The sequence below is a fragment of the Pedobacter nyackensis genome (assembly GCF_032678475.1).
GTDB classification, from domain to species: Bacteria; Bacteroidota; Bacteroidia; order Sphingobacteriales; family Sphingobacteriaceae; genus Pedobacter; species Pedobacter nyackensis_A.
The window spans coordinates 205,492-231,176 of record NZ_JAVTSF010000009.1; the positions used below are offsets into that span (position 1 = coordinate 205,492).

A 25,685-nucleotide genomic window follows, 5' to 3' on the forward strand; every position below is an offset into this window, starting at 1 on the left:
ACGACAAAACCATGTTGGGTAGACCGGCATGTACCTAAAATCCTGTTAATTATGAAACTCATCACAGTTTTATTTATAGCAACGATGATGCAGGTAAGCGCAGCTTCATTTGCTCAGAAGCTCACGCTCAAAAAAGACAACATCAGTCTGGAACAACTCTTCAAAGAGATCCGGAAACAAACAGGCTATGCAGTCATCTACACAGCCGCCACCATAAAAGACAGCAAAGCAATAAACGCAGACTTCCAAAACACACCCATAGAAAAAGTACTAACAACAAGCCTAAAAGACCAAAGTCTGAGATTCGAAATAGACACAAAAAACATCATCATCACAAAAGCCCCACCCACCTTTCTGGATGGCCTGGTTGAGCGCTGGGCTGATCGCGATATTAGGGGCCGGGTGGTGGATGAGGAGGGAAATCCGTTGCCGAAGGCAAATGTACAAATAGAAGGGAAGGATAGGGTTTACGAAACAGATGATAAGGGAATGTTTGAAATTAAAGGTGTTGATGATAACGCAAAACTGATTATTTCTTATGTGGGGTATAAAATCTTGGTTATTGTATTGAAAGATGCTATAATGCCCTTGGAGATTAAATTGAATCAGTTGACGGGGGAATTAGAGGAAGTGAAAGTTACTTATAATACAGGTTATCAGGAGTTAGATTTAAGAAAATCTACAGGATCTGTTGTTCAGATTGATAATGGTTTGTTTAACAGACAAATAGGGGCAAATGTGTTGGATAGAATTTATTATGTAACCAGTGGTTTAATTGCTAATCCGATAGCTGGGAAAGCGTCAACAACTAAAAATGAGATACGAATTCGAGGAGAAAGTACTATTGAGGCAAATAAACAACCATTAATTGTAGTTGATAATTTTCCCTATGAAGGAGATTTGAATACGTTAAATCCAAACGATGTGGAATCAATTACAGTCCTTAGGGACGCTGCTGCATCTGCGATTTGGGGATCACGCGCAGGTAATGGGGTAATTGTGATCAATACTAAAATGGGACAGTATAATCAATCTGGGCGGATTTCGGTAAGTAGTAATTTTAGCATTCAGCAAAAACCAAACTTGTTCTACATTCCGTATTTATCTTCTAGTGAGGTGATTAATTTTCAAATAGAGCAGTTTTCTACAGGAATGTATAATGCTTATGATGATTTATACCCACAGTTTGGTGCTGTTAGTCCATTACCTAGTGCCATTGAGATACTCTTGGCTGGAAGAAGACGTAATACAGGAGATCCAAGTTACAGTGCGGCGAGTGATCCAGCGGTATTACAACAACTAAATGAAATGGGTAAAAATGATGTTCGCAACCATATCGATAGATATCTTTTGCGTAATAGTATAAGCCAACAATATGCCTTAAATGTTAACGGAGGAGCAGATAAATTTACTTATTACGGGTCTGTAGGATATGATCGGAATTTGGAGCAAGATATTAAAGCTAATAACACCCGCCTTTCTTTAAACCTAAAGAATACGTTTAAACCAATAAAGCAATTTGAGTTAAGTACCAGTTTGGTTCATACAAGGAGCGAATATAAAGCTTCTGGCATCTCGTATTCAGACTTATTACCCTCTTATAGTCGATCCATTTATGATCGGTTGGCAGATAATTACGGTAATCCCATTGAAAATGTTAACCCATACTATAGACTTGGTTATTTAGATACAGTTAGGTTTAATGGACTTCTGAATTGGCAATACAAACCATTGGAAGAACTGGATTATACAACAAATTCCAGCAGACATAATGACACTAGGATATTGGCAGGCATAAAGTATACTTTTATAGATGGCTTGCAAGCTGAGTTGCAATATCAAAATCAAAGAACATTAACAAAAAGTGAAAAATACGAACAGATAAAGGCCTTTGCGGTTCGCAATGATATTAATATTTTTATGTATAGGGATGTAGACGGAAACTTAATAAGTCCATATCCTGTAGGAGATAGAGTCCAACGGACATTTACAGATTTTAACGCCTGGAATCTGCGGGGTACTTTGAGTTTTGTAAGTTCCTGGAAAAATCATTCAATTAATACCTTTGCAGGGACAGAAATTAGAGAAAGCACAACTGAAAGTGACTTTAATAACTTGTATGGTTTTGATCCAAATACTAATATTCATAAACCCGTAAGCTTTACAGAAGCAGTTTTTGTTCGACGTCCACAAAGCTACAAAAGAATTATTGGGGAATTATTTATGCCACGAAACTACCTAACCCGCTTTGGTAGTCAATTCGCTAATGCTGCTTATAGTTTCAAAAATAGATATTTGTTTTCAGCCAGTGGAAGAATCGATGAAAGTAATTTTTTTGGGTTAAAGGCCAATCTCCGTAAAACACCGTTATGGAGCACAGGTTTGGCTTGGAACGCACATTTGGAAAACTTTTATAAAATCTCTTGGTTATCGCAATTAAAGTTTAAGGCAAGTTATGGCTACACAGGGAATACTGTTTCTGGCGCAACAAGTTTCCCCACCTTCCAATATCAAGACCCAGTGGACTTATACGTGCCGTCTAGACAGGTATTATTTGGTCAACTGAGAACACCTAATAATCCAGGTTTAAGTTGGGAGAAGGTGAAAATTATAAATATTGGAGTAGATATTACCTTAGCACACGAAAGAATTCAGGGCAGCATTGAATATTATAATAAGAGAGGACAAGGCCTATTAGGGCCAATTGTAACTGAGCCAACAACTGGTGTAGTAAGCTACAGTGGTAACTATGCTAGTATGAACGGTAGAGGATGGGATTTTACTTTAAATACAAAGAATTTAACAGGTAGATTATTTTGGAATACCTCTATTTTGCTGAGTATCAATAAAGATAAGATTACGGATTACGGCGATATTTTGGCGACAACGGATGCTTTTTCATTAGTTCTAGGTAATATTCCAAAAATTGGTGCTCCCGTTAATTATTTATACAGCTATCGATTTGGAAAACTCAATCCGACTAATGGAGACCCAAGGATTATACTTGCAGATTCGGTGTCTAATTACGCTAATTTACCAAATGCAAAAGTTGAAGATCTCATATATAACGGACAAACTAATCCTACAATTTATGGTGCATTTCGAAATGAATTTAGATATAAATCATTCTCGGTTTCAGCTAATATAACTTATCGTTTTGGACATGTTTTTAGACGGCCAACTGTAGATTATGTTGACTTAATTAACAACGGTTGGAGGTCGCATTCAGACTATGCTATTCGTTGGCAACAGCCAGGCGATGAACTGAAAACGACAATACCATCTAAGCCTACAACTGGATACGATTCGATAAGAGACATAGCTTTTAAAAATTCTGATGCTACTATTGAAAAGGCTGATCATATCCGATTACAGGATATTCGGCTCAGTTATGATTTGGATCGCAGTGTAATTAAGGGATTACCTCTACGTGGAATTCGACTCTATCTATATGCGAATAATCTCGGGATTTTGTGGCGAGCGAATAAAAAAGGAATCGATCCCGATGCTTACAGCTTTGGAATGACGCCTCAGCCTAGAAATTTAGCTTTTGGTTTAAATGTAAATTTTTAATCGTAAGAATGATGAAAACGAAAAAATATATAAACGTAATATTATATTTATTGCTTATCTGTACGGCATATTCTTGCAAAAAAAGCAATTGGTACGATGTGAAAAGCGACAAATCGTTGGCTGTACCAACTACCTTAGAAGACCTCCAAGCATTAATGGACAATGCTAATGCTATGAACACTGGTACCCCAGGCTTAGGCGAAGTAGCTTCAGATAGTCATTTTATTATTGATCAAAATCTGCTGAATTCGCTTCCAGACGAGAGAACGGCCTATACATGGACGTATGATGCAAATTTTCGAACAAGTCAGGATTGGAGTTTTAACGCAGGTGATAAAGGTAGTTATCGAAGAGTTCATTATGCGAATTTGGTGTTGGAGACAATATTAAAAATAAAAGTACATACACCTGCAGAAGATACTGAACTAAGAAATATAAAGGGGCAAGCACTTTTTCACAGAGCCCATGCATTCTATGAATTGGCTCAAATTTTTGCACCACCTTTTGAAGCAAGTAATGCGCAGCAGAAACTAGGAATTCCCTTACGTCTAACGTCTGATGTTAGTAATCCAAGCAAACGGAGCAGTTTGCAAGAGACTTATGATCAGATTATAGCTGATTTAAATACAGCCAAAGACCTTCTACCTGAAAGTCCTGAGTATCGAACAAGGCCTTCTAAACAGTCAGTTTACGCACTTCTGGCTAGATGCTATTTGAGCATGGAAAAATATGATCAGGCAGAGCTAAATGCCAGTTTCTGCTTAAATAGTTACGATACATTGCTCAATTATTCTACACTGGGTACTTATGGTGAATTAAACCCGTTTTTAGGATACAATTCGGAGATTATCTTTTACTCAAGTGGTGCCGCTTACAATGCAACTTCCTTTTATAACTTTGAAATTGACAGGAATTTGTATGATAGTTATGCTGATAACGACTTACGAAAGAAGGCCTTTTTTAATATCAATGCTAGTAATAGTTCCGTTAATTATAAAGGAACTTATAGTGGACAAGGGTTTAATTATTGTTTTTCAGGTTTAGCTACAGATGAGATTTACTTGATCAGAGCAGAATGTTACGCCCGGGCCGGTAGATTAATAGATGCAATGGTAGATTTAAATAAATTACTGAAAACCAGATGGGTTGGAGACTATACAGATGTTTCGGCTGACGATGCAAATGATGCTTTACAAAAGGTATTGAAAGAGCGGAAAAAGGAATTGCTTTTACGGGGTGTACGCTGGAGTGATTTGAGAAGATTGAACCGGGATCCTAGGTTTGCAATAACCCTTAAAAGGGTTGTCAATGGAACAACTTATACAATCGAGCCGAATAGTTATAAATATACTATGCCAATCCCTAAAGAGGTGATCGAAAAAACTGGGATGGATCAAAACCCCGGTTGGAAGTAGCGCTAAAATTGCGGAACATACAATTAAGACATATGAAACAACTAAAATTCTTTATACTGGCAGCAGTGCTATTGATTTCATTACCTGGTACTGCTCAAAAAAATACATCAGATGACGTGCAACAAAGTTCTAAACGCCTTAAAGTAGGCGATACTATTCCTTTGATTTTTTTAAATCAAATGTATAACTACCATAAAAAAGAAGCGAGACTTTCAGATTTCAAGGGTAAGGGCTTAATATTAGACTTTTGGAACCATGGGTGTGGAGGCTGTATTGCTGGTATGCCAAAAATGGAAGGTTTAAGGAATGAATTTAAGAATGATCTTGAAGTATTGATGGTTACCTGGCAATCCATTGAAAACTTCTCTCATCTTTTTAAAAATTCCGTGATTGTCAAAAGTAGTAAATTGCCGATGGAATTTAGTAATCATAAACTTAATGAGCTCTTTCCTCATCGGGGAGAACCTTATCAAGTGTGGATAGACAAATTCGGAATAGTTAGAGGAATGACCACTGATGAATTTGCAACTTCTGAAAACGTTAAAAATCTGATTGCTGGCAATCCACTTAATATTGTAAATAAGGAACCTTTAGAATTATCCAATGAAGAAGCATATTATCCGAGGTTGCTAATAAACAATGGCGAGTTGAGTAAATATGTTCTCTCATTTTCAAAAATTTTCAATCAGAGTCAATTGGAAAACGACATAGATACAATTCGAACCCAAAATTCACTAATTGATTTAGAGGCACCATACTACTCTATGTTAATGAGATCGTTGTATCACTTAGGCTTAAAAACTTTTAGTGATATTGTTAATCCATTAACTGGTGAGATAATTGGAAAACGAATAGGTTTAGATCTTCTCAGTCTTTATCGACTAGCTTATAACATAGATTATGATATAAAAGTAATTATTGACGATCAGCACACTCCATATTATCAACCTAATAACAACGCTTCCGCTATGGAGATTGAACGTTATTATCGAAATGCTCATTTTCTATATGAACTATCTTATCCGGGAATGGCTTCAATTTATGATCTAAAATCTAGAAACATTCTAAAAGAAGATCTAGAAAAAGTGTTCAAGATGGAAGGTGAATTGGAGCTTAGGGAATTGAAGTGTATTGTATTATACCGAACCGAGGATTATAGCAATCTATCGACAAAAGGAGGGCCGGAGCTGTATGAAAATACGAAGTCTAATAGAGGTTTGATTATAAGTAACTTTCCATTTAAAGCAGCTTTGTCTAAATATTTAACCTCTTTGAATGATCAGAAGGAAGGTCCTGTATTTATTGATGAGACTGGAATTGATGGGTCAAAAAAAGTAGATATGATATTTCATTGTGTTAAAAATGATTATCAGTTGTTAAATTTTGAATTAAAAAAATATGGTTTGAAGGTAAGTGAAGAAAAGAGGCTACTTCCAGTTTTTGTACTTAGAGAAAAAAAATAAAAAATATGTATTTACTTAGATTTTTGCTATTAGTTATACTTTTAGTGACATTTTTACCCTTTTCGGGATCATCTCAAAAAAACGACAGTTACATTCTATCGTGTACATTCGAAGGCTTACCGGATAGAAGTAAGGTGTATTTGACCACACAAGAACGAGATACCGTAGATTATGCTTTATCAGAGGGTAATCGTGTGGTATTCAGGCAAAAATTATCCTCAAATGGACGTTTCCATTTTATTAAATTTGATACACTTATAACTAAAGTTGGAACTACTGCAATATTTCTAAGTAACCAGCCAATTTCTGTAAAAGGTACAATAGGAGAAAAAATCATATCAGTGTTAGGATCGGTAGAACAAAATGAATATGAGGAGGTTAGAGTAACACTAACCAAAGACTTTGACCTAAAAATGAACCAATCTTTACAGAAATTAAATGTCAAAATTAACGATATCAGAAATAATCCTGATATATCCCAAGTTCAAAAAGAATCAGAAACTAAGACGGCAATTGAAGAATCCAATAATTTAGTGGACTCGGTAAAACAGGAATTCGTAAATAAATTAACTAGATGGATAATGGAACACAAAACTTCACTTCTTGCGCCATATGTTATGAGGAATTTCTTGGGATTGATGACATCTGAACTGATTGCGGAAATTTATAATTCCTTTACTCTAGAAGTAAAGCAAAGCTACTACGGTGATATACTAAGAATAGCAATTCAAGCCAGACACGTCGTAAGAGGTGGATTGATCCCTAATTTCCAAGTGAAAAGTATTGAAGGAAAAATAGAGAAGCTCCATGGTTTAATTAGGAATAATAAATATACCTTAATTGATTGTTGGGCATCATGGTGTTCACCATGTAGGGCAGAGATTCCTAAACTTAAAAGCGTATATCAAAAGTATAGAAATAAAGGATTTAGTATTCTCGGAATCTCCTCGGATAAAAGAGAAGCCGACTGGAAAAAGGCAATTAAAGATGATAAAACACAATGGGATCATGTACTTGAAATTAGTCAGAATGTAACACAGGCATTTAGTTTAGGTGCTATACCTGCATATATTTTAGTCGATAAAGAGGGGAAACTTATAGCCTTTGACTGTGCAACCTCGAATGTTTCAAATTTTGGTGGTAGTTTAAGAGGGGAAGAATTAGATAGAAAGCTGGAAGAATTACTAGGTAAATAAATTAATTATTGAGTGAAGTATGAAGAATATAACAACCATATTATTGTTTGCACTGTTGTCTTTACCTGTATTTTCGCAAAATAACAAAATTAGTTATCTGGAACAGACTGTTAACAATCAAAATGCCTATAGGCACTTGTCTATTATAGCTTCGGATAGATTTGAAGGACGATATACCGGAACTAAAGGCGCATGGTTGGCTGCGAATTATATCAGAAACCAGTTTAAATATCAGGGACTAAAAGGGCCTATTTATGGTAAATATTTTCAATCCCTGGGCTTTGTGTATGACCGTCGTTACATTTCTTTAAAGATCGGTAAGAATCGTATGGTTGCAGAAAAGGATTTTACAATGGGAGAATCTAATTGTTACCTACCAAAAGGAATTCATCTTGAACAGCCTTCTATATTCCTTGCAGCCTATAGCTTTAAGACTAAAGGAGCGGAGGCATATGAAAGTAAAGATCTCTCGGGAAAAATTATCATGACACTTATGGATAGTAATCTTTTAGATTTTAAAAAGAAAATAGCATATTTTAAAGGGAAAAATGTGAGTGGACTGATCGTGGTAGACAAAACTCTCGATCAAATAAATGATTTTTCCGCGAAGTATCGTCGTGGGCTCAGAAAGCCAAGATCTCTGGAAAAGAGCTCTAAGATATACAGTGATGCGGGTAATCTCGAATTACCAATTATCAAAATGGGTACAGCAGCTGTAAATATTATACTGTCAAGTGGTAATCGTTCTGTTCATACCATAGTAGAAGAAGTGCCATATGGGTTGGTCCCGGTACTACAAGAATTTAAAATTCCTATAAAACTAGATTGCTATACTCAAGAAAAGCCCTTAAGAGCAGAAAATGTGATCGGTTATTTAGAAGGATCTGATCCTGTGTTGAAAAAAGAAGTGTTGGTAATTAGTAGTCATTACGATCATATTGGAGGGACAAAGAGTGAAGATGGTGTTGACCACATCATGAATGGCGCTGATGATGACGGATCTGGTACTACAGGTGTTTTGTTGCTTGCCGAGGCATTTGCAAAGGCAAAAAAAGCAGGTAAGGGACCTAAAAGAAGCATTTTGTTTGTCACTTTTGTGGGTGAGGAAATGGGACTACTGGGCTCGAGCTATTACTCAGAACATCCTGTTGTACCTCTTGAAAATACGATTGTTAATCTAAATATGGACATGATTGGCAGAGGTGAAGAAAAACGTGAGGGCAATAACAACTATGTGTATACAGTCGGTGCCGGGTTGATCAGTTCTGAATTGGATAGCATTAGTAAGAAAGTGAACGCTGATAATGTAGGTTTGAAGCTGGAGGTTGGTGTAGAAGGGAATCCACGTTTCTACTTTACCGCTTCTGACCACTATAATTTTGCCAAACATGGGATTCCGGTGATCTTTTATTTTAACGGAACTCACAATGATTATCATCGGCCAAGTGACGAAATAGATAAGATTGACTTTGATGCGCTGGTAAAGCGTGTGAAGCTGGTTTATCACACGGCTTTGGAACTGGCGAACAGACCGAATAGACTAAGAATTGATAGGGAATAAATCTTAGAGAATGAAACGAACGTTATTGATCCTCCTGCTGTTTTGTGGGATGAGCGGGTTGAAAGCCCAAATTTTAAGACCAGTGAAATGGACTTTCACATCTATGCCGATAAAAGGTAAGGTTGGTTTGTACGAAGTAAGAATGACAGCTATGATAGATAAAGGCTGGCACATTTATAGTCAGGCGACACCCGAAGGCGGACCATCGCCTACGGTAATTAAGTTTAAGCCTAATCCTCTGCTATTACTTGGCGGCAAAGTAAAGGAGCTGGGCAAACTGCATAAAGAAGCCTCACAGGAGTTCGGCGTAGATGTATGGTCTTATGATAATAAAGTAGAGTTTGTGCAGATCGTGAAGCTGAAAAAGCCATATGTGAAGACAAGTTTATCTGGTACGGTGGAGTTCATGGCCTGCGACTCCCAGCAATGTCTACCACCAGAAGAAATCGAATTCAATATTCCTTTGAAATAGCCAAAAATGTTAAATCGCTCCATATCGTAAGAAATTTTTGGGAGGGTTGTGGTTATCCCTCTCAATTCTTAAAAATGGATTTCAAAGCATAAGAGTGTGGCGGGGTTAACTTAACAATTTGAGCGTTATTAATTTCAACACCCGCCCGCTCTTTATTTAAAACAGAAAATCAACCAGCTATGAATAAGATCCCTGAAGACTACCAGCCTGATTATAAAACACTCTATGAATTTGCAAAACAAGACTTAAGGAACGTCAAAAAGCAACTAGAGCAGTGGGAGCTAAAAGGAATCCTTTTACGACAGTTGGCTGATGAGCTCGAGACCTTTGCCACGGAAGTGGAGATTAGGGTAGGACTTCTGCAACCAAGGCAATAGACAGGTAACAACAAAGCTAAATTCAAACATGAAAAACATCCAGCAGCTAGAATGCACAATATAGAACCTATACTTGATCGCATGTTCAAGGCACTCCAATCCGTCAAACCGCAGAACCCAAAACTGTTCGAGTACCTGAGAACTGTGATGAAACGGCAAGGTATCTATTATGCTGAAAACACCATTCTCTATTACATCGATGATAAAGTAGATAAAGCCATGTTCATCTCAGAAGGATTCATCACCCAATCCGCTTTGAACAAGAAAGGGAATGTCCGCATCCTGAGCATCATTGAAGCAGATGAAATCAAAGCAGGTCCGGACTTCATGCAACAAACACCTTCAGAATTTGTCATAGAAGCCACTGCAGGAACATTTGTTGCTTACATCACCCACAGGCAAATGCAAGAAGTATATAAGCTGTTTCCTGAAACCAGGGAACTGGCATCACTGATCATCTCCAGTCATAACCGAAAAGAACTCCAGCTTAAAAAACTATTCTCCGTAAAAGGAATCGATCTGGTTGAAGCATTTTACAAGCAATACCCCAAAATGCTTGTAGCCAACAAGATCCTCAACAACGAAAAAATCGCCTCCTTCCTCAACATCGGAGTCAGTACGCTGATTGAATATAAAAACAAACTCCTGGACAGCGGAAGACTCCATTATCCTGAGGATGAAAAGCAGGTCAACCGCAAACACAACCTTGCAGAAAATAAATAATTTCGGTATTTTTACAGTACCATCGGGGTCTAATGTGAACCGAAGAAGCCGAATACCGCAGGCCTGATCACATCTAAACTAAATTTTATAGGATATGAAAACAACATTATGGTGTTTAATCACCCTGATATTTTCAAGCGGAGCGATGATGGCAGGATTAAACAGCGGAAACATCTGGATCGGGTATGGACTTGCGGGCGTAGCCTGGATACTGTTCATCTGGGGAGTAAACCGCAGATCAAAAAAAGCATCACAACAGCAACTCAGATCATAACGGTTCCCGCGCAATCAGGAACACACGAACATTAAAATTCAACAGCGAATTTGGTAGGACCTGATTTTTAAGCGCAATCCCACTGCTTTCTCAAAAGCACTTAAGGAGATTTTGTCCTCATGGAAGAAGTATGTCCTTCCATCATAGTGAATATCAACGAAACCATCTTTGCGGTAACTAATCTTTACAGCTTTCTGTTTCAGCCAGATCGCGATTTTTATGCCCATGATTCGACCCAGCAAATCATCAGGCATTGCCATGATGACCTTCCGGTATTTGATCTGTAGTGCTAAACCCGTAATAACACTTCTATTGGGAATGTTCCCCACGTAGAAAAACAGCAGCCTTCCCAAATCAGGAAAGCTGCTGCGGTAACGAGTTACAAAACTCTGAACGTCTCCAGCACCGATACAGAAAACCACATGGCTGATGCCCCGCCAGTCCGCTTCACTAACGTGAGCGGCCTGAACGTGTGTAACCTCTTGTTTCCTCAATGGTTTCTTTTTCCTTTACAACGCCAGCGGATTTTTTCTCTACTTCCTGCTCCGCCTTTTTCAGATCTTCTAGCGCATTTCGGTAACCCTGACCATATGCCGCTTCTTTTTCTGCCTGTTTCGTCCCGGTCAAAGCCCGGATCCCTTTATACAAAATAAAAGAAACACCACCATCAAGCAGTAATGAAGCCACCAGCGCATATTTACTCGCACGAAAGGGAAGGGAATCCACTCCGGTAAACCGGATCCTCGTACCATCAGCGAGTTCCACTTCTTTACCTTTTCGAAGCTTTTCCTTCTGCGCCGCTGTAAGCGATTCATCGTTTATGCTTTCAGGTATCACCAGTTTATCCGGCTCAGTCCGGATGAACTCATTGGTTTCCGAGTCAAACTCAAACAAATACACTTTATCAGGTTCACCCGGTTTTTTAATCTCCCTGTAGATCGAAGTAGTTTCTCCATTGATCAGCTGCTCTGCCTCCACATCGGTCAGCTCCATGGGGTAATCCGGCTGATGGTATATCGGATGCATCCGCAATTCTACTTTACCTTCTTCATTGCGAAATAAAGAAAGCTTCGCATCGATCCTTGGAACAGTTGATTTGCCGAGCTGCAGGTCATGAAACTCTTTGATGTCCGTTCTGCGTCCGTTTAATAACGCCTGCAGATCCTCACTACCGATTAATAGGACCCCGCTTTTCACCAAGCCAAGTGTTTTAAACTCTGACATTGGCAACTCATCTGATTTAAAAATAGGTTTGTTCATCATCATTTAGAATTTATAGATTCAATAATTGCTCATCGCCTCAGGCCAGTCCGCTGCGACTGATCCTGTGTATTGTCCTGATCCGGACCAACGGCGACATGATCTTCCTGACCTTGTGCGTTTTGCTGGCCCAGAGAAAGGTTTGGTTGATATTTAGCCTGGAGCAGCGACTTATACAAGCCATCCTCTACAGAAATCTTAGTTTTTTCACCAGTAGCCAGATCTTCAATCTTCACCTGGCCACGCTTGAGCACATCGACAATTTTGTAGGTAGTATTGTTGTAGCCTACTTCCTCACCGGCGACCAGCACCTGGGGAGCCGCTTCGATATCAGCTTCTTTCTGCTGGGCCAAAGCAGCCTTATGCTCCTGCAATCTTTCTAGCGATTCCGCCAGCGAAGGCATATTGCTCAGCTGCTGGGCATTGAATACCCAGGCCTTCTGAGGCGTACTGACTCCATCAACTTCTTTCATAAAACTGATCAAGGTAGCCTTTGAACCCTTAGGCACTTTTGCTTCGATGATGTTCGCTTGCCTCATCGTCAGCCAGCGCGGATCATTGTACTGCTGCATCGCTAACCAAAGCGCATTGTTGCCATTGTATTCCCTATTGGTATGCGGATTAAAAGGCTTAATAAAAGCGATGATCGGTTGATCAGGATTTAATTTCTGGAACATCGCAGTACCAGCTTCGAGCTGGGCCAATAGTTTATCAGCCACCATCTCGTGGAATGGTTTTTCTTTTGTCATGAGTTAAAGTATTTAAGATGATTAAAATGCGTTCACCAGGTCTTCAATTTCCTGGTTGATCCTGAGGAAATTGCCCATCAGGATTTCTTCTTTTCTGCTGCCGAAGTCATAGAAAACAGGCATCTCCGGATAATTCTCCTCTTCAATTTTGAGTTCCTGTTTATCGAGGTTCACCCGGCAGTGAACAGCTGAAGTTTCATATTTGCCGTCATAATGTTCCTGAGGCTCTGCCGCAATCAGCCCCACAATTTCACCCGTATTCAGTGATGCGATCTTACCTGCCGGGACCAGCGCTTCCATGCGCTCGTTTAAAGAAGTAGAGGTTTTGTTGCGGTCAATCGACAGGTTTTCACTGATCTGCTTGGACTTGCCCAGCAAACGTTCCAGCCAGTCCAGGGTATCTTTATTGCGGACAGAACCTGAAAGCACATTACCGACAACAGAAGTAATCACAGCGGCTGTATCTTTGCCATATTGCTGCTGAAGCATGGGTAATTCCTGTAGCGCCAAAACCACTGCAAAACGCATGGACCTGGCGGTAGAAATTACGTTTTCGATTTTATGACAATACAGCGTAGGCGCCTCATCTACAATCAGACCGCAGGGACGATTACCCCGACTGTTCAGTAACCTGCACATGCGGTTGACAATACCCGTAAAACAAGCAGAAGTGATGTTCTGCGTATTGGGATTGCTGGCCAAAACCAGCACACCTGGTTCGTTCGGATCAGAGATCTTCAGGTTAAAATCATCACCTGAAAATACCCAGAAAGTCTCCTTTGTTGCCAGACGGCTGATGAAGATCTTTAGCGTTCCGATCTGTCCCTCCAGTTGTTCAAAGGCTTTGGCCTGAAAAGCACTGCGGAAAGGGGAGAGCAGGGAAGCCAGTTCTGGCTCGGTAAACAATACCTTAAAGATCTCTTCATAGCTGCGGTTCAGAAAAGATAATACATGCGGAAAGCTGGAATATTTTCCATCCTTATACTTGCTGAAAAAGAAGATACAGGAAGCTAAAAAGTTAATCGCCGATTGGGTAAAAAACTGATCACTGCCACCGGATTTATCACCTTTTTTCATCGCCTCAACTAGAGCTTCCGCCGTTTCAGAAGCATCACCCAAAGTTTGTAACCAGGACTTTCGAAACAGGTTGATCCGCCTGCTTTTCTCTGGCTCCGTAGGATTGATTACATGGAAAGTATAATTCCTGCATTTGCCCTGCTGTTTGGCCAGCAGGAAATGGTAATAGAGGATCTTACCCAGGTCCGGATATTTAAAGTCAAAAACACAGAGGCAATATTCCTTTGCCATCAGCTGCCTGATGATAGGGTTGACCAGGCTGAAGGATTTCCCGGAGCCAGGCGTGCCCACTATCAAGCACGATCGATAGATGTTGCAGAGATTTAGCCAGCCATCGTGGACTTTTCCTTTGTAATAGAACTGCATGGGGATATTCACCGAACTGTCCGTGACCACCTTTTTAACCGGCTGCATGAAACTTTCCTGCTCTACATTCCACTTGTCTTTTCCCAGCCCTGAACGGATCATCTTGGAAATGTTGTCCATGGAAAGGCTAATCGCCAGCGCACCCAGCAAGGAACACAATATATAATAGAGGTTATACCAACTGGTCGAATTGAACACCAGAGAGGAGGGCCGGTTCCAGCACCATAGACTGCCAAAGAAAAGTAGCAGTCCTAAACTGAGCGGAAGAAGGATATGCTTTTTGGGATCCAGGTCAACTTTCTTTTTAGAAAGCGTGCCAATGCTGACCAGGCAGATCAATGTTAGTGTGGCAAATTTGCTGTAAAGCAGGTTATGATAAATTGGGATCAGCCGGAGCTTTTCCACTATAAACGAAAAAAGCCCCAAAAATGGGGCTTCTGCAAAAACGAAAATGATGATCTCGAAGATGACCATCAGGTAAATGGTACATTGTAAGAAGCCGTGAAGCTTCTGAATTTCTCTGGTTTCTTCCATAGATTTTGATGTGCATTTTTAGGCGGTAAAGTCTGGAAATTCAGCGATTTGCTTTGTGTTTTAATCTTTCTTATATTTGTAATGTAGCAGTCGCTACAAATCGTAGAAAACAAAAGATCGATACGAGACAAATCAAATGTTAGATTTTATGATCGTGAAAGCCACACGTGAAAAAGGCTATCAAATCCCAATGGATAATGACGTAATTGGTATGGTCTGCATTCAGCATGATGACCGTGAACAGATTTATCACATTGATGAGCTGGAATATGACGAGGAACAAAATAGTTTAAGCGGCTTTTTCTAAAAAAATACAAAAGGCGTTCCATTTGGACGCCTTTTGTGGTATTTAGACAAACTGTTCAATATGGAGGAAATTGAACTACGGGAATGTTAATATTTTAGTGCTTCTATCATTTCTTGGAAATTTGTTTTTCCATAAATTTTATATAGTCCAAAAAAAATCATCCTCCAATTGATTGGAAATATTTTACTTTTTTTGTACACTGACTACATCAATTAAAGTCTTGCTATACTCACAAATGTCTGGTTAAATATATATCTGAGTTAGATAAAACTATCAGGAAACTACATTGCGAGCAAAATCTTTAGGTACATTTTAGTTAGTGTTTTAGTGACTTGAACAAATCTTTTATGACGGCAGCAACCTCCTGAGCCTCGTTATCCGCAGTAGAGTCTTCAACTTTAGCATTTTGTTTCAATTTGTAGCGGACGTATTCTTTATGATATTCACTATCCAAATTTACTCCAAGTCCGAGGCGATCGCTGATGTAATTGATTTCTTCACAAATTCTTTCCATTTCAGCCTTATAAAAAATTCGAGTAAAATAGTCTGTTGGAGGAGGATTAAAAGTTGGTGACAAACCCTTAGCGAATTCAATTTGGCACCATTCCAATGCTTTCTCTTTTAATTCTTTGCCTTCTGGACTTTTGACGTAATCAATAAACTCTGATCTGTAAGGGTCGCCAATCTGACAAAAGCGTCCTAGAGCGTCAAAATCTTCAATGTTGTTTCCAGCGGCTTTAATAAACTTTGGAACGTCGGTTTCTAAATAATCACCGAGCTGATAACGTAAGTGTAAAATAGGAGTAAATTCTCGATCAATTTTTAACTCATAAGGATCAATAGCAGAAATAATGCTGATTAATTTGGAACGATACTTTTCGTCTTTTTCCAAGTCAAATAGCTCAAAAGTTCTTGCTAACCACTCAAATCGATTGTCATCAATTTTATTCCATTTGAAATTATCATCCAACAAACTGCTCTTAAATATTTTACATGATGAGAATAGCTCTTCAAGCTTTTCGGAAAGTACATTTTTAAACGACGTTATTGTTGCATCATCATGATCAATAGGCGTAAATTCCTGAATCAATCTTACACCGGATTCCGCCTCCCTTTTCGGAAATGAAAACATAGTAAAACCTTGACTAATAAACCTTATGTTGTTCAAAAGTTTGAGCAATTCCGATCTGTTCGTTTTTAAATAGTTTAATAAATAATCTAGGATAGAATTGTTTTGAAACTCAACGGCGATGACACCGTTTTTATCAGCATTTGTAAGAATAAAAGTGTTTTCTAGTTCCTTTATTGCCAGCTTGAATTCTGGACCAGAAAATGACCTATTAGCTTCAACACTATACTTAAGATCGTCAATTAACATCGGAACACCTGAAATAGAAAGTACAAGCAGAATAGTCTGAGAAAGCTGGCTTATCTTTGTATTAAAAACATTCTCCCAGATTTTAAATGGATTATCTAAAAAGCTAAGTATTTCCGTTGTAAAATCAGAAGGCCCTACTTTGTCCCAAATTTTATCCTTGGCGATTGCAGCAATAATGCGGGGACTATAATTTTTATGTCCGATAATTTTAAAGTAATTACTATCGTCGATAATGTTTTCTAGGTAATCTGGGTTAATGTTATTGAAGAACAGGTGATTGAATAAAATCTGAGCCTTAATTAGTGGTGTGTAATCTGAAAGTTCCAAAGTAGCCTTGGCAGATTTTAATTCTTCCATAAGGGGGTAGGTTGTTTCAGCCTGCCTGAGAATGTATTCCCTAGTTGTCATGATAAGAATCTTGTTAGATTCCCTCTTTATTTTATTTATAAAAGCTAGAATTCGTTTATCTTCATTCTTCGATAGTTTATCTGACAAAAAGTTTTCACCGAGAAAGTCATCGTAAAAGAAAACCTGCTTTTTCTCAGGTGAATATAATGTTAATGCATCATCGATATTACCGGAAATATAAATAAATTCTTCATATCCGTCCGCTAGATATCTGAATGCAAGCATTCTAGCTAATGTTGTTTTTCCAATACCTGGAATGCCTGATATTACGACAAATTTTTCCTTTGATATTATATTTTGGGCTCGTTCAAAACTATCGTTCTGGACATAAAAGCGGATTTCATCGTTAATGGTTTCTAGTTCAAAGCGTGATTGGTTGTATTCCTTACTGTTCAATACTTCCTGCATGATATTTGTACTAGTTAGCCATAGTTTAATATGTGCTTTTTCTAAATCTGGGTACAAACCTAGCAGGTTATCAATGTCATCTTTACCTATAACGTTGGCTGTACTTTTAATAAAACCACCAAATAAATTAAGAATAGCTGTCTTATTATTAGGTGTTAATCCTACAGAAGTTACTAAAATATATCGCCCAGGTTTGAGTTTCTTTACCTTAGGAAGTTCCTCTTTTTCTAGCTTTTTGTAGAGTACGTCATAGTCGTCTTTATATCTTTTAGCCTGTACAATGATACTTTTTCTTTTTGCTTTAGCATACCGTAAATCTATCCCTGAGTCTTTACCTTCTTTGAAACTCTCCAAGGTAATTTTTTCTTGTCTTTGAATGAGATCTCTCACTAGATTTTCGAATTCAGTTGGAGATAAAACGTGGTAATTATAGTTTGGCATATTAAAAAATAGTATCGTGGAAAATACAAATAAATCGCCAAAATGAAAGATATATTGCTCGGCATTTTTTAACAGTTGAAAATCTGTAAAACCAAGAGTTGTAATTATAGCACATCCGCCTCTAGCAGATCTTTATACTTCAGTTTCATCAGAATCACCCGTCCACTGATCTGCTTTTCGTTGAGCTCAATTTTCAATATTTTTTGTCCTGGAAAGCTGAACTTTTTAAAGACATATACATTCCGGAAATTCTTTCGAAATGCAGGATTTTTAAATAAGGTATACTCTGGTTTTATTTCTATCGCCTGAACGGTAGATGCTTTAGTAACCTTTTCATCCTCAATCTTAAAGCGCACCTCGTCAGTATCAAATTTCAGGTTTGTTTTGTTCTGATAGCCAACATCAATAAAAATGTAATCGCTGAAGGTCGCCAGATGATTGACATTTCCTTCAATACCAAATGCCTTGGTTCGGGCAATATCTCTTTCCAATTTTTTGAACAATAAACCCGATGCTAGTTTCTCCAGTTGAACTCTGGAAAGCGTTATACCACTTTCCAAAGGCTTCATGTGTTCAGGAAGAATATCAATCCGAGTTTGAAATTCTATTCCGGCTTGCTGGGGAATGTATCGGATCTTATACTGCGCAATGAAACTTTCAGCCGCTATCGTCACAATGGTTTCGGCCTGCAAATCGGCAGCAGCTGGAGACAATAGGGAATCCGCAATACGTTTGATCCTCAGTACTTTTTCAATGGGTAAATCGCCCGAAATGGATTCAGTAGAAATGTCTACATACCGGATCGGTTCGGGAGAAATGAAATGCAGTGATACATTTTCCGGAAGGTCAATGACAGGAAGGGTTTGAGCCTGCACAGCAGTAAAAGAAAAGGCTGTCAAAAAGAGAACAGCCAGAAATAGAAATCTGGTTTTCATAATGAAATATTGAATGGATGAATTGTTGAATAATTGACTCCATGAATAATGGAATCATTGAAACGAAGAATCTGAACTAATAACCCTGTTGGGCATTTTGCAGCGCTTCAGGGTCAATCAGGTAGATATAGGAATTGTATTTGATTTTAGCTTTGTTCTTACGGATCAGCGAAGCAATAGCCGCTGAAGTAGACTGAAACATTTTATCAATGCTGCTCATCAGGAACTGGTTGGCATCGGTACTGTTACCTTGCAGGTTAACGCCCTGCATGGAATTGCCGCCCAGATCTTTTGTGAACTCCCGGAACGCAGATTCAGGAACATACAGTCCCGGCAAGCCGTCCGTATCATACAGATCCAGTTTTACCGGCAGGATCTTTCCATCCTGCAGAATAGAGCGCACTGAAAGGGTCACCCGCTGATCCCCGAATCCATTGATCAGGGCATATAAATAAGTTCCTTTTTTGACCAGTGTTTTCCCGGCACGAATATCCTCCAGCAACCTTAAACGGATCCGGGATCCCGCATAACCCGTCACATTCTCATCAATTACAGCTGTGATAAAATTATCCGGCTTACCCGGTTTAACGGTATTAAAAACCGATGAATTTTCTGACACCTTGGTCACATTGAGCAGAGGCGTATTACTCTTCAATTGTTCAGCCTTCTCAACCGCTTTCTGGCGTTTCAGCTCCGCCTGGTACTCCGGGTCGGCCGCTTTGCCGATACTATCCATGTATTTCATTTGCGCTTTGAAAAGCTCCATCGGATCTTTTTCTTTAACCGCAGGCAATTCTTGCGGATAAGTTTGCTGCGGATATCCGGAAGTGTAGGGCGAAAAAGCATTTGCCTGATTGAATCCGGAACCATTCCGAAGCTGAGCAAGTGCATCGGCCAGCGCCTGATCCTGAGTAGAAAGCCTGTTCAAACCCTGTTGCTGAACAGTCATTCCAGCAGCATAAGGTAAACCAGCTGGACTACCAGGTGGCCCGGTATTGAAACGCTGTTTCATCAGCTGGTCAATTGAATCCAGGTTATAAGTATCTCCGTTAATGGCATTGACCGCACTATTGCCATCAGCCTGTTTAAACTGCTCGGTAAAAGCATCAAGCTTATCGTCAAAAGCACTTTTCTGCACTTCAGCGGAAGCATTTCCGACTTGATTTTGCATACCTGCCTGGTCTTTCACTTCTTGCTCACGATCCCCGCTCATGCTGTTGTAAACCCAGAAGAAGAAGCAAAGAAAGGGCAGAATGATCAGCGGAAGAATGTACTTGGGTTGATTGAAATTGATTTTCATATGTCTGTAATTCGAATATTATTTTTGAATAGTTAGCTTCTGTAGGCGACCGACCATTTTTTCCAGTGCAATGCTGTCTTGAGCGCTTAAACTATCCTGAGCAATCAGGGATTCAATCTGTTGCTGAAGCTGCATACTTTCCTGCAAGGCCAAAGCCTTTTGCGTGATCTGTCCGGGTCCACCCGGCAACTCCGCTGAAATTGATTTCAAGGGAGGAGGTTTTCGCGCGGCAACTGGCTTGCCCGTAAAAACAGTAAAGGATAGGACTATGGAAAAAACCAATAGAATGACCATTGCGGAATAAACCTGCCTGGGATAGGACAAACAAATATTGCGGAACCACAGGTCAACCCGGTTGAAATAAACAGCAAAGGTTTTTCGCAGTTCAGTGAAAAGCGTGTCCTGCGGGTTTCGGTTAGAGTGTATTTTTCTGAACATTTTCCAGGTCTTTGTTTTCTAATGTTTTCCAGCCCGTGATCAGCAGGCCATGTGGATTGTTATCGCTGCGAGGAATGTCTTTTAAGGAACCCTCGGTAATCAGCGATCGGGTGAGGGTAGCACTGCGCCGGTCAATCTTTAACTTACCATAGTACCGGAAATACTTCCGAGGAACATCGAGCAAAATGCTGTCGGTTTCCAATGTCAATACCGAACTGCTGGATAAAATCGAGTTGAAATAACCTTTTTCTTTCAGGTTGTTGAGTTGATTGATCCCAGATTCGTCGATCAGGTACATCGCCTTTTTCATCTGATACTGGATGTATTTATCGTCAGGTGTCAGGGAAAAGAAAAAGGAGTGGAATAAATCAATATGTGCCCGGTATTCCGCAGGTCGGTTCATTTGCATATCCGTCTGCCGGGCAAGGATGGGAACATTGTTATCCAGTATATACACGCTTTGGCGTGCGACACGTACCTGCTGATAGGCAGAGAACAGCGCAAAGCCGGAAATCAGAACCGAACAACATATACTACTTAGAGCAACAACAGTCGCCAAACGGATCTTACTTTCAATACTTTTGATGAGCATAGAAATTATAGGAATTCAAGAAACTGGAGCGTTTAATTGAAATCAGGACAACTAGAAAAGTTTTCCAGTGATTTTTTTCGCTGTTCTCATCACGGTCACTGAGCCTCTTCCAAAGCCGGATGCGGCGGAACTGGTGCCTGAAGTAGAAATGATCCAGGTAGAAATACTCGGAACAGTGAACATACAGATCGCCCCGATCAGGAAAGCAATAATCACCGTTCCGAAGGACAAAATGCCGTTACCGGCAAAGATCGCCATCTTAGCAAGCCCACCTTCTGTACCCTCCGGGCCGAGCAATACTTTATATTTAGCGATCTCGGAAGTCATCGCGTATTTCTGTGTTAGTGCCATGATGTACATAATCAGGTAAGCAATGCCGGTATAGAGATTGACAGAAATGAAACGGGCAACCCAGGTGCTGAAACTGTCCCGGAATGCAGGTAGTATACTTGCCGCCACTGCAAAGGGTCCAAGAATAATCAGGATGCTGGAGTAGATGATCTGAATGATGAAGATGACATATACGGAAATCCGGAGAATCCAGATCGCGATGAGTTCCAGCAGCTGGGTCAGCAAAAGCTGAAAACCGATGGCCATCCTGTTTTTCAGTTCGATTAGCGGAACCACGACTTTCGAAATTCCTTCTTTCACATGACTGGTCACCGAATCCCAGGCCTGACCGTACCAGGTGTCGCTTTCCTTTTCCGCAACTTCCGTTTCCGCCTGAAACAGATAAAGTATGCTCGCCACTTTAGCCATATATTCCGCCCGGCTGTAGCGCAGGTTATTGACATTGGTTTGCTCACTTTTGAACATCTCCTCGGTCTTTATAGCGACCAGATCAGTAGGAAAGGCCACCATCTTTACAAAAGCTCCCCACCAGAGAATGATCATCGCCAGGCCAAAAGGCCTGAGCAGTGGCATCACTTCCAGTTTTTTATCTCCCGCCATCATCTCATAAGACTTGATGGCAAAAAAGATGATCATAAAAATCGCGGCAAGGGCTTTTGCATCGGTAATGAAAAGATCGAAGTGCGACCAGATGGAATCTTTCAGCCCCTTGAGAAAGGTCATCATTCCATCTTCGTATACACCGTTTCCCTGAAGGAATTCCAGGGCTTTTTTGTAAGCAGGCGGCGCCTGAGCGAAAGACAAAGTGCCTCCTGTGAACAGCAGAATTGCTGTCAGTACGAGTTTGTACATAAGAATGAGTTTTAGTTAATACTTCCGGTTTTTAAGGACCTCTTTTGCGATTTCTACATCTGTATCGGAAGACCAGGAACCTATATTTAATTCAGAAGTTTGCACTTTTTCCTGCGCACTGATCTTCAGTTGATTTGCTGAAGCTGTTGCGGTTCTCGCAGTCCAGTTACCCTGAAGATTCCGGTACTCCATCAGCAAACGGTGATAGACCAGAATCCTGGAACCCCGATCCATATCAGCACTGCGTGCCCCGTTGATGCGTTCTTTCAAGATCTCCAGTTCATTTTTGAACCAGGAAAACGAACCATCCGCAAGCACCTTGCTGCGAACAGCAGCTGGGAGAGGAGAAAGAATACTCGCATCTGAAAAGTCAAGGGCAGCTTTCAGCTCCCGGCTATAATACATGATCCAAAGGGGATCTGCCGCGGAAATTGTTGCACTGTTATTCGCGATTTCCAGTAAGGCTGTATTTCGAAGCGTATCAGCCTCCAGTTTGTAAGCATTACTGGTCGAATTCATACCCGCCACCAGTCCCAGTCTTTGAGTCTGTGGCCCTGCACCTCGCAGTGGCCGGCGGTCAGTCTTTGGATAACTTGGATGCAGACCCCAGGTCAGCCAGTAATAGGGATTAATTCCCAGCCAACCAGAAGTCGGCTCAAACTTCTTGCGGTCCCATTGTTTAAATACCATGCGTTCCTGCTGGTAGCGTATGGCTCGGTCTTCGATTGCCAGTTGAGCAAGGCAGGCAATTGTAATACCCTGTAGAAGAATAAGAAAGATGTATTTTTTCATAAAAGGTAATTTTGAAAATAAGGTTAGTTTGAAAATAATTGTTGTACAAAATTCGGTTTGAATATTTATATTCGATTTTTATATAAGGGAATATCAAAAACATGATTAACGCCACACAATTTTCTATATTAACATCGAAATACAATTTAGCTAATGAGTTTTCCGATACCGTTAGAGACAAGCTAAAAAAGGAACTATCACTTTGCCACCCAGATAAAACAAATGGTAATTTTGTTGACGACGAGCATAAAGAGAAGTTTCATGAATTGCAGGAAGCGATTGAATATTTAGAAGCAAACAAAGGAAACCAACAGCTAATACCGGTTTCAACCGTGACTGAACTTGTCAAAGCGTTTACACAATTAATGCCTAACAATTCAGTTTCGCCACTTCAATCACTTGATTCAGTTTTAAAGGAAAATATCAGAGATGTAATAGAGCACCAAAGTGTTGGATTCGTATTCCCAAGAATGTCTTTAGCTTTTTTGTCTTTAGTATTCACACTAATTCTAGCATTTCCAAAGCAAGTAATTGAGCATCCTATTTTTAAAAACTGGCTTGATCCGACTTCAGGTAATTTTCTCCTGATATGGTCCATGACACTTTTTTGCACAGGAATTATATGGTTATTCGCATATAGCTTTCAGGCTAGAAACAAAAAGGTTTTATCATCTATTAAGCTCGCTTCCTTTCAAAATAATTTATATAATGGATTTATTGGAGAACACGGCGAAGCGACTTTCTCGAAAAGCGATTTGACAAATTATTTGGAGAACGTCCTAATTTATAGGCCTCGCGTGAGACAACGGGGAATAATTGCGATGCCTATGTCGATATTTTACAAGTTTTTTGATAATGAATTACTTACCCCTGAAGTTATTGAAAGCACAGCGAACGTACTTTTGGACAAAGCGATGCGAAACAAGGCAATTCTGAAAATGGAAACCGGAACATTCGATGAAGAATACGTTATTGGCGGAAACCCTTTGGCAAAAGGAACCGAAAACTTTCAAACATCGAATGTTTGAAACATTATTTTAAATACTTAGCATTTCTAATGACTTCTTCCACATGCTGCCGGTCCTGATCGATAAATGCAGCGAACGGATTTAATGAAGCAACAATGCCTCTTTCTTCAGCCCAGTACATCGCTTTCCAGGCACCATAAGCCAGGGAAACCAGCAACTGCAGTTCTTGGGTGATCTTTCTTAGAAGCTGGTCACGGCTATTATAATCAGCAAGGACATTGTTACCTTCTTTCAAAATTATCCCGGAAACTTCTGTAACCAGCCGCACAGAGCGGGCTTTCATCTGATTGCCAAAGTCCTCAGCGAATAACAAAAGGTAAGGATCTGATCGCCCCATATTTACCATCTGGTTGCTGTAACTGACCAGGTCAGCCACAATGGTTCCCAGCTGGCGAATTGCCAAACCATTTTTCAAAGCGGAATTTACATTAGCTAGTCCGTTGTAGATCATGGTCTGTGCCGCAACTACTGAACCTACATTCAGATTGATGTTATCCAGATTCTGATTAATTTTCTCCAGATACTGGTTATGGCTGAGTTCAGCAGCCTGACGAGCAACCGCATTTTCATTGACAGACAGGAAATGTTTTTTATCATAAACTATGCGCTGTGCATCAGCCTGAGTCATCAGTCCGGCGCCCATCAAAAGGGTAATCAATGTTCTGTTCATAGCATATTCTGTTAAATGTAATTCGAGAAGACAATCAGCGTTTCAGGTAACCTGCATTACGGATGATGTCATCAATAATCTCCCTATCCTGATCCACATAGTTTTGAAAAGGATTGAGACTGCGCAATAAACCAGCGGAATGACTGATCTGCATGGCATTGGAAAGCCTGGAAGACAACTCCTGAATTGTATTCAACTCCATCAGCACGTGATCAAAGAGTATTTTACGGTCGGAAGCTTTCATCTGATTTACAGCACCAATACTTGCGCAAAGACCAATCAGGTAATTTAGCAGCGAACGGGACCTGGTGACAAACTCGGTTTCAGTCTGATAGGCCATTCCGATAAATAAAGGTTCCTGTTGAGCAATCCGGTAGATCTCCATTTGATTGCGGATGATGTGGTTGACCATTGGAGCGGCATGAATGCCGATATTGGCCGCATCGATTGCCGTTCCCAGCGCATGGTAGCGCTGCTGAAGCTCCCGGTACTTCAGTTTGAGTCTGGCGAGCATGGTCTTGTTAGCCTGTTCATTGGCGGTAGTCACGATTTGCTGGTTCCTGGCAACATTCTGTCTATCAAATTCGGATTTTGAATCGGAAACCAGCTGGTAAATCCCGGGTATATTCAGTGCCTTTTTCTGAGCTGTACTGCTAACAGGGGAGCAGCACAAATAAATCAGTACGAAACTCAGGAAACTGAGCATGTTTCTTAAACTGCGAAGTGTTTTCATAAATATCAGAAT

At 39.9% G+C, this 25,685-nt stretch carries 24 protein-coding genes; 11 read left to right on the top strand and 13 right to left on the bottom strand.

Translation table 11 applies throughout. The features are described 5' to 3' along the window. Positions 1-51: 51 nt before the first annotated feature. The 9 genes from R2Q84_RS23610 (at position 52) to R2Q84_RS23650 (ending at position 11,054) form a co-directional block, all read left to right on the top strand. Positions 52-3,573 carry a SusC/RagA family TonB-linked outer membrane protein gene (locus R2Q84_RS23610; protein ID WP_316819072.1) on the top strand — a complete coding sequence of 1,174 codons (3,522 nt, stop codon included), beginning with the start codon at positions 52-54 and terminating at the stop codon, positions 3,571-3,573. An 8-nt stretch (positions 3,574-3,581) separates the two neighbouring features. Then, positions 3,582-4,988 (top strand): RagB/SusD family nutrient uptake outer membrane protein, encoded by a 1,407-nt coding sequence (locus R2Q84_RS23615; RefSeq protein ID WP_316819073.1) that lies wholly within the window; start codon positions 3,582-3,584, stop codon positions 4,986-4,988. A gap of 32 nt (positions 4,989-5,020) precedes the next feature. Beyond that, positions 5,021-6,451: a redoxin domain-containing protein gene (locus R2Q84_RS23620; protein ID WP_316819074.1), complete on the top strand. Its 1,431-nt coding sequence runs from the start codon at positions 5,021-5,023 to the stop codon at positions 6,449-6,451. 5 nt (positions 6,452-6,456) lie between these two features. Then, complete coding sequence (locus R2Q84_RS23625; RefSeq protein WP_316819075.1) at positions 6,457-7,647, top strand: TlpA disulfide reductase family protein; 1,191 nt, start codon at positions 6,457-6,459, stop codon at positions 7,645-7,647. Between the two features lie 19 nt (positions 7,648-7,666). Continuing rightward, positions 7,667-9,208, top strand: a complete 1,542-nt coding sequence (locus tag R2Q84_RS23630; RefSeq protein ID WP_316819076.1) for a M28 family peptidase — start codon at positions 7,667-7,669, stop codon at positions 9,206-9,208. 10 nt (positions 9,209-9,218) lie between these two features. Then, positions 9,219-9,680 carry a protein-disulfide reductase DsbD domain-containing protein gene (locus R2Q84_RS23635; RefSeq protein WP_316819077.1) on the top strand — a complete coding sequence of 154 codons (462 nt, stop codon included), beginning with the start codon at positions 9,219-9,221 and terminating at the stop codon, positions 9,678-9,680. A 179-nt stretch (positions 9,681-9,859) separates the two neighbouring features. After that, the gene (locus R2Q84_RS23640) at positions 9,860-10,057 is read left to right on the top strand and encodes a hypothetical protein (RefSeq protein ID WP_316819078.1); all 198 of its coding nucleotides are present in this window, start codon (positions 9,860-9,862) and stop codon (positions 10,055-10,057) included. Positions 10,058-10,138: 81 nt separating this feature from the next. Then, on the top strand, positions 10,139-10,780 hold the full coding sequence (locus R2Q84_RS23645) for a hypothetical protein (RefSeq protein WP_316819079.1): 642 nt from the start codon (positions 10,139-10,141) through the stop codon (positions 10,778-10,780). Between the two features lie 94 nt (positions 10,781-10,874). After that, positions 10,875-11,054 carry a hypothetical protein gene (locus tag R2Q84_RS23650; protein ID WP_316819080.1) on the top strand — a complete coding sequence of 60 codons (180 nt, stop codon included), beginning with the start codon at positions 10,875-10,877 and terminating at the stop codon, positions 11,052-11,054. 38 nt (positions 11,055-11,092) lie between these two features. Here the strand turns inward: R2Q84_RS23650 and R2Q84_RS23655 are convergent, their stop codons facing one another. From R2Q84_RS23655 to R2Q84_RS23670, 4 genes are read right to left on the bottom strand one after another with little or no spacing between them, the layout of a single operon-like run. Continuing rightward, positions 11,093-11,548 carry a hypothetical protein gene (locus R2Q84_RS23655; RefSeq protein WP_316819125.1) on the bottom strand — a complete coding sequence of 152 codons (456 nt, stop codon included), beginning with the start codon at positions 11,546-11,548 and terminating at the stop codon, positions 11,093-11,095. Then, positions 11,505-12,320 (bottom strand): DUF4099 domain-containing protein, encoded by an 816-nt coding sequence (locus R2Q84_RS23660; protein ID WP_316819081.1) that lies wholly within the window; start codon positions 12,318-12,320, stop codon positions 11,505-11,507. The genes R2Q84_RS23655 and R2Q84_RS23660 overlap by 44 nt, the downstream gene beginning before the upstream one ends. Before the next feature lie 26 nt (positions 12,321-12,346). Then, positions 12,347-13,063: an ArdC-like ssDNA-binding domain-containing protein gene (locus R2Q84_RS23665; protein WP_316819082.1), complete on the bottom strand. Its 717-nt coding sequence runs from the start codon at positions 13,061-13,063 to the stop codon at positions 12,347-12,349. A gap of 21 nt (positions 13,064-13,084) precedes the next feature. Beyond that, positions 13,085-15,040, bottom strand: coding sequence for a type IV secretory system conjugative DNA transfer family protein (locus R2Q84_RS23670; protein WP_316819083.1), 1,956 nt, complete (start codon positions 15,038-15,040; stop codon positions 13,085-13,087). 148 nt (positions 15,041-15,188) lie between these two features. On the opposite strand from R2Q84_RS23670, the gene R2Q84_RS23675 reads away from it, so the two are divergent. Beyond that, the gene (locus R2Q84_RS23675) at positions 15,189-15,347 is read left to right on the top strand and encodes a hypothetical protein (protein ID WP_316819084.1); all 159 of its coding nucleotides are present in this window, start codon (positions 15,189-15,191) and stop codon (positions 15,345-15,347) included. Positions 15,348-15,663: 316 nt separating this feature from the next. Here R2Q84_RS23675 and R2Q84_RS23680 read toward each other — a convergent pair whose 3' ends face one another. The 7 genes from R2Q84_RS23680 to R2Q84_RS23710 all read right to left on the bottom strand — a co-directional run bounded on the left by R2Q84_RS23680 (position 15,664) and on the right by R2Q84_RS23710 (position 23,242). Further along, positions 15,664-17,982, bottom strand: a complete 2,319-nt coding sequence (locus R2Q84_RS23680) for a restriction endonuclease (protein WP_316819085.1) — start codon at positions 17,980-17,982, stop codon at positions 15,664-15,666. Between the two features lie 104 nt (positions 17,983-18,086). Then, a complete protein-coding gene (locus R2Q84_RS23685) occupies positions 18,087-18,917 on the bottom strand; it encodes a DUF4138 domain-containing protein (RefSeq protein ID WP_316819086.1) in 831 nt (276 codons plus the stop codon). A gap of 76 nt (positions 18,918-18,993) precedes the next feature. Next, complete coding sequence (locus tag R2Q84_RS23690) at positions 18,994-20,217, bottom strand: conjugative transposon protein TraM (RefSeq protein WP_316819087.1); 1,224 nt, start codon at positions 20,215-20,217, stop codon at positions 18,994-18,996. Positions 20,218-20,235: 18 nt separating this feature from the next. After that, positions 20,236-20,427 carry a hypothetical protein gene (locus tag R2Q84_RS23695; RefSeq protein WP_316819088.1) on the bottom strand — a complete coding sequence of 64 codons (192 nt, stop codon included), beginning with the start codon at positions 20,425-20,427 and terminating at the stop codon, positions 20,236-20,238. Positions 20,428-20,632: 205 nt separating this feature from the next. Next, positions 20,633-21,247, bottom strand: coding sequence for a conjugative transposon protein TraK (traK, locus tag R2Q84_RS23700; RefSeq protein ID WP_316819089.1), 615 nt, complete (start codon positions 21,245-21,247; stop codon positions 20,633-20,635). A 51-nt stretch (positions 21,248-21,298) separates the two neighbouring features. Further along, complete coding sequence (locus tag R2Q84_RS23705) at positions 21,299-22,450, bottom strand: plasmid transfer protein (protein ID WP_316819090.1); 1,152 nt, start codon at positions 22,448-22,450, stop codon at positions 21,299-21,301. Positions 22,451-22,465: 15 nt separating this feature from the next. Further along, the gene (locus R2Q84_RS23710) at positions 22,466-23,242 is read right to left on the bottom strand and encodes a hypothetical protein (protein ID WP_316819091.1); all 777 of its coding nucleotides are present in this window, start codon (positions 23,240-23,242) and stop codon (positions 22,466-22,468) included. 101 nt (positions 23,243-23,343) lie between these two features. Here R2Q84_RS23710 and R2Q84_RS23715 point away from each other — a divergent pair, with 101 nt between their 5' ends. After that, on the top strand, positions 23,344-24,270 hold the full coding sequence (locus R2Q84_RS23715) for a hypothetical protein (RefSeq protein ID WP_316819092.1): 927 nt from the start codon (positions 23,344-23,346) through the stop codon (positions 24,268-24,270). A gap of 4 nt (positions 24,271-24,274) precedes the next feature. Here R2Q84_RS23715 and R2Q84_RS23720 read toward each other — a convergent pair whose 3' ends face one another. Next, complete coding sequence (locus tag R2Q84_RS23720) at positions 24,275-24,940, bottom strand: hypothetical protein (RefSeq protein WP_316819093.1); 666 nt, start codon at positions 24,938-24,940, stop codon at positions 24,275-24,277. Positions 24,941-24,974: 34 nt separating this feature from the next. Continuing rightward, positions 24,975-25,673 (bottom strand): hypothetical protein, encoded by a 699-nt coding sequence (locus R2Q84_RS23725; RefSeq protein ID WP_316819094.1) that lies wholly within the window; start codon positions 25,671-25,673, stop codon positions 24,975-24,977. Positions 25,674-25,685: the final 12 nt, after the last annotated feature.

What these genes read in the sequence shown, in the direction of transcription:
- R2Q84_RS23720 (WP_316819093.1), bottom strand. Translation starts at nt 24,940, where the DNA reads ATGAACAGAACATTGATTACCCTTTTGATGGGCGCCGGACTGATGACT.
- R2Q84_RS23630 (WP_316819076.1), top strand. Translation starts at nt 7,667, where the DNA reads ATGAAGAATATAACAACCATATTATTGTTTGCACTGTTGTCTTTACCT.
- R2Q84_RS23680 (WP_316819085.1), bottom strand. Translation starts at nt 17,982, where the DNA reads ATGCCAAACTATAATTACCACGTTTTATCTCCAACTGAATTCGAAAAT.
- R2Q84_RS23645 (WP_316819079.1), top strand. Translation starts at nt 10,139, where the DNA reads ATGTTCAAGGCACTCCAATCCGTCAAACCGCAGAACCCAAAACTGTTC.
- R2Q84_RS23650 (WP_316819080.1), top strand. Translation starts at nt 10,875, where the DNA reads ATGAAAACAACATTATGGTGTTTAATCACCCTGATATTTTCAAGCGGA.
- R2Q84_RS23665 (WP_316819082.1), bottom strand. Translation starts at nt 13,063, where the DNA reads ATGACAAAAGAAAAACCATTCCACGAGATGGTGGCTGATAAACTATTG.
- R2Q84_RS23610 (WP_316819072.1), top strand. Translation starts at nt 52, where the DNA reads ATGAAACTCATCACAGTTTTATTTATAGCAACGATGATGCAGGTAAGC.
- traK (WP_316819089.1), bottom strand. Translation starts at nt 21,247, where the DNA reads ATGCTCATCAAAAGTATTGAAAGTAAGATCCGTTTGGCGACTGTTGTT.
- R2Q84_RS23625 (WP_316819075.1), top strand. Translation starts at nt 6,457, where the DNA reads ATGTATTTACTTAGATTTTTGCTATTAGTTATACTTTTAGTGACATTT.
- R2Q84_RS23660 (WP_316819081.1), bottom strand. Translation starts at nt 12,320, where the DNA reads ATGATGATGAACAAACCTATTTTTAAATCAGATGAGTTGCCAATGTCA.
- R2Q84_RS23640 (WP_316819078.1), top strand. Translation starts at nt 9,860, where the DNA reads ATGAATAAGATCCCTGAAGACTACCAGCCTGATTATAAAACACTCTAT.
- R2Q84_RS23635 (WP_316819077.1), top strand. Translation starts at nt 9,219, where the DNA reads ATGAAACGAACGTTATTGATCCTCCTGCTGTTTTGTGGGATGAGCGGG.
- R2Q84_RS23675 (WP_316819084.1), top strand. Translation starts at nt 15,189, where the DNA reads ATGATCGTGAAAGCCACACGTGAAAAAGGCTATCAAATCCCAATGGAT.
- R2Q84_RS23690 (WP_316819087.1), bottom strand. Translation starts at nt 20,217, where the DNA reads ATGAAAATCAATTTCAATCAACCCAAGTACATTCTTCCGCTGATCATT.
- R2Q84_RS23725 (WP_316819094.1), bottom strand. Translation starts at nt 25,673, where the DNA reads ATGAAAACACTTCGCAGTTTAAGAAACATGCTCAGTTTCCTGAGTTTC.
- R2Q84_RS23710 (WP_316819091.1), bottom strand. Translation starts at nt 23,242, where the DNA reads ATGAAAAAATACATCTTTCTTATTCTTCTACAGGGTATTACAATTGCC.
- R2Q84_RS23615 (WP_316819073.1), top strand. Translation starts at nt 3,582, where the DNA reads ATGATGAAAACGAAAAAATATATAAACGTAATATTATATTTATTGCTT.
- R2Q84_RS23620 (WP_316819074.1), top strand. Translation starts at nt 5,021, where the DNA reads ATGAAACAACTAAAATTCTTTATACTGGCAGCAGTGCTATTGATTTCA.
- R2Q84_RS23715 (WP_316819092.1), top strand. Translation starts at nt 23,344, where the DNA reads ATGATTAACGCCACACAATTTTCTATATTAACATCGAAATACAATTTA.
- R2Q84_RS23705 (WP_316819090.1), bottom strand. Translation starts at nt 22,450, where the DNA reads ATGTACAAACTCGTACTGACAGCAATTCTGCTGTTCACAGGAGGCACT.
- R2Q84_RS23685 (WP_316819086.1), bottom strand. Translation starts at nt 18,917, where the DNA reads ATGAAAACCAGATTTCTATTTCTGGCTGTTCTCTTTTTGACAGCCTTT.
- R2Q84_RS23670 (WP_316819083.1), bottom strand. Translation starts at nt 15,040, where the DNA reads ATGGAAGAAACCAGAGAAATTCAGAAGCTTCACGGCTTCTTACAATGT.